2 protein-coding genes and 1 pseudogene are annotated in these 1,920 nt (G+C 65.8%); 2 read left to right on the forward strand and 1 reads right to left on the reverse strand.

Annotation, left to right across the window (positions count from 1 at the left end; translation table 11 throughout):
- The first annotated feature begins 197 nt into the window (after positions 1 to 197).
- Positions 198 to 605 (forward strand): nuclear transport factor 2 family protein, encoded by a 408-nt coding sequence (locus MOV74_RS37095; RefSeq protein WP_246932354.1) that lies wholly within the window; start codon positions 198 to 200, stop codon positions 603 to 605.
- Between the two features lie 46 nt (positions 606 to 651).
- On the opposite strand, the gene MOV74_RS37100 is transcribed toward MOV74_RS37095, so the two are convergent.
- A complete protein-coding gene (locus MOV74_RS37100; RefSeq protein ID WP_246932356.1) occupies positions 652 to 1,386 on the reverse strand; it encodes an HAD family hydrolase in 735 nt (244 codons plus the stop codon).
- Positions 1,387 to 1,532: 146 nt separating this feature from the next.
- On the opposite strand from MOV74_RS37100, the pseudogene MOV74_RS37105 reads away from it, so the two are divergent.
- Positions 1,533 to 1,920 (forward strand): annotated as a pseudogene (locus tag MOV74_RS37105) (NAD(P)-dependent oxidoreductase); the annotation flags it as partial.

Here is a 1,920-nt window from a genome sequence, read left to right on the forward strand (position 1 = left end):
GGTTCCGAGCCGCGGCTGCGCGAGGCCGTGACCGCGGCGCTGGGCCAGCTCTATCAGGGCGGCGCGCGGCGGACGGTGGCAACGCTCGTGTCGGCCTGACCACAAAGCGGGCAATGCTGCACTGCAGTTCAAATCGAACGCGAAATCGAACGGAAGTCGCGCTTGATTTTTGCCTGTCATTGCCCCACCCGAGAGGCATGGCAAAGGACAGCAAGATCATCGCCGCCAACGCGGCCTTCTACGCCGCGTTTTCGACCGGCGACTTCGACGGCATGGAACGGATGTGGGCGGACGACGACGCCATTTCCTGCATCCATCCCGGCTGGCCGGCCATCATCGGGCGCGCCACCGTGATCGGGAGCTGGCGCGACATCCTGCAAAATCCGGAGCGGCCGCAGATCGTCTGCGCCGAGCCGCAGGCGATCATCGACGGCGACAGCGGCCGCGTGCTCTGCATCGAGATCGTCGACGGCACCGCGTTGGCCGCCGCCAACCATTTCCGCCGCGTCGGGGACGACTGGCGCCTGGTGCATCACCAGTCCAGCCCGATCGCGCAGATTGTCGAGCAGGCTGAAGACGATAGAGCGAGCCACCGGGTCCACTGAACGCGGCCGGCACGCCGGCCCATTCTACTGTGCATGGGGTTGTTTTTCAGTTTTTGGGCTTGGCGCCCCCGAGTTCCGACAGATCATCCAGCACGGCCCGCGCCTCGCTGAAGTCATCGTCCGCAAAGAACATGCTCCGGGTGATCAGAACCGGGATGCCGGCGCGCGAGGCCGCGATCAGCCCGTTGGCGGAATCCTCGATCGCGACGCAACTTGATGCATCCAGCTTCAGCCGTGCCAGCGTTTCGAGATAGACGTCCGGCGCGGGTTTCTTGTGTCTGACGTCGTCCCCGGCGACGATCGCGTCGAACTGCGCAGCCCAATTCGTCCCCAACGCCTGCGACAGCAGCGCATCGATGTTGCCGTGCGAGGTCGTGGTCGCGATCGCAAGCCGCTGCCCGCGTGACTTCGCCGCAGCGAGCAGCTCGATCGCGCCCGGCCTTAAGGGACAGCAGCCTGTTTCGACCAGCTCGGCGTAATGCGCGGTCTTGATGCGGTGAAGCGCGGCGATGTCCGCATCCGGCAATGGCGGAGCGATCGGCAGCCTTCCGTGATAGGCGCGCATGCGTTCCTTGCCGCCGGTCACCCGCAGCAAATCCTTGTAGAGGGCGCGGTCCCACTGCCAGTCGAGCCCGTGGCGGGCAAAGGCATGGTTGAAGGCCTGCCGATGCAGCTCCTCGGTCTCGGCGAGGGTGCCGTCGACGTCGAAGATCAGCGCGGCCGCGCGCCGGACCAGTTCCGCGGCACCGGATGGCGCAATCGTGGCTGCTTCTGCCTGCATGATCATAACGACCCTCGGTGACGAGCAACCATCGCCCGAGGCAGCGGGCGAGACAAATCGCAATATCTTTTGCCGGACCCAAAAATCTCTTATGAGCGGGGACGCGCAGCAAGCGCGAATGGAACTCCGACCGGCACGGCAGAGGCATGCGGCTCTTCATTCTTGGCTTGGGCTACAGCGCGAGGCATTTCGTCGGCAAATTCGGCGGCGCCTTCTCGCACGTCGCCGGCACCGTGCGGGATCCTGCGCAGCGGGACAATCTCGCCGGCATCGAGGTGCATCCTTTTTCCGGGAGCGATCCGGATCACATGACGGCCGAACGCATCGGCGAGGCCGATGTCCTTCTCATCTCGATTCCGCCCGGCAGCTCCGGCGATCCCGCAATCGCAGCGTTCGGCGACGTGCTGGCGGCGGGCCGCCGCAAGATCATCTATCTCTCCACCATCGGCGTCTACGGCGATCACGGCGGCGGCTGGGTCGACGAGAACACCCCGCCGCAGGCCACCCTCGACCGCGCGCGCCTACGGGTTGCTG

This window comes from Bradyrhizobium sp. SHOUNA76, assembly GCF_023006445.1.
Taxonomy (GTDB): Bacteria; Pseudomonadota; Alphaproteobacteria; order Rhizobiales; family Xanthobacteraceae; genus Bradyrhizobium.

Excerpts from the sequence above, each read along its gene's own strand:
- MOV74_RS37100 (WP_246932356.1), bottom strand. The coding sequence starts at position 1,386 with ATGCAGGCAGAAGCAGCCACGATTGCGCCATCCGGTGCCGCGGAACTG.
- MOV74_RS37095 (WP_246932354.1), top strand. The coding sequence starts at position 198 with ATGGCAAAGGACAGCAAGATCATCGCCGCCAACGCGGCCTTCTACGCC.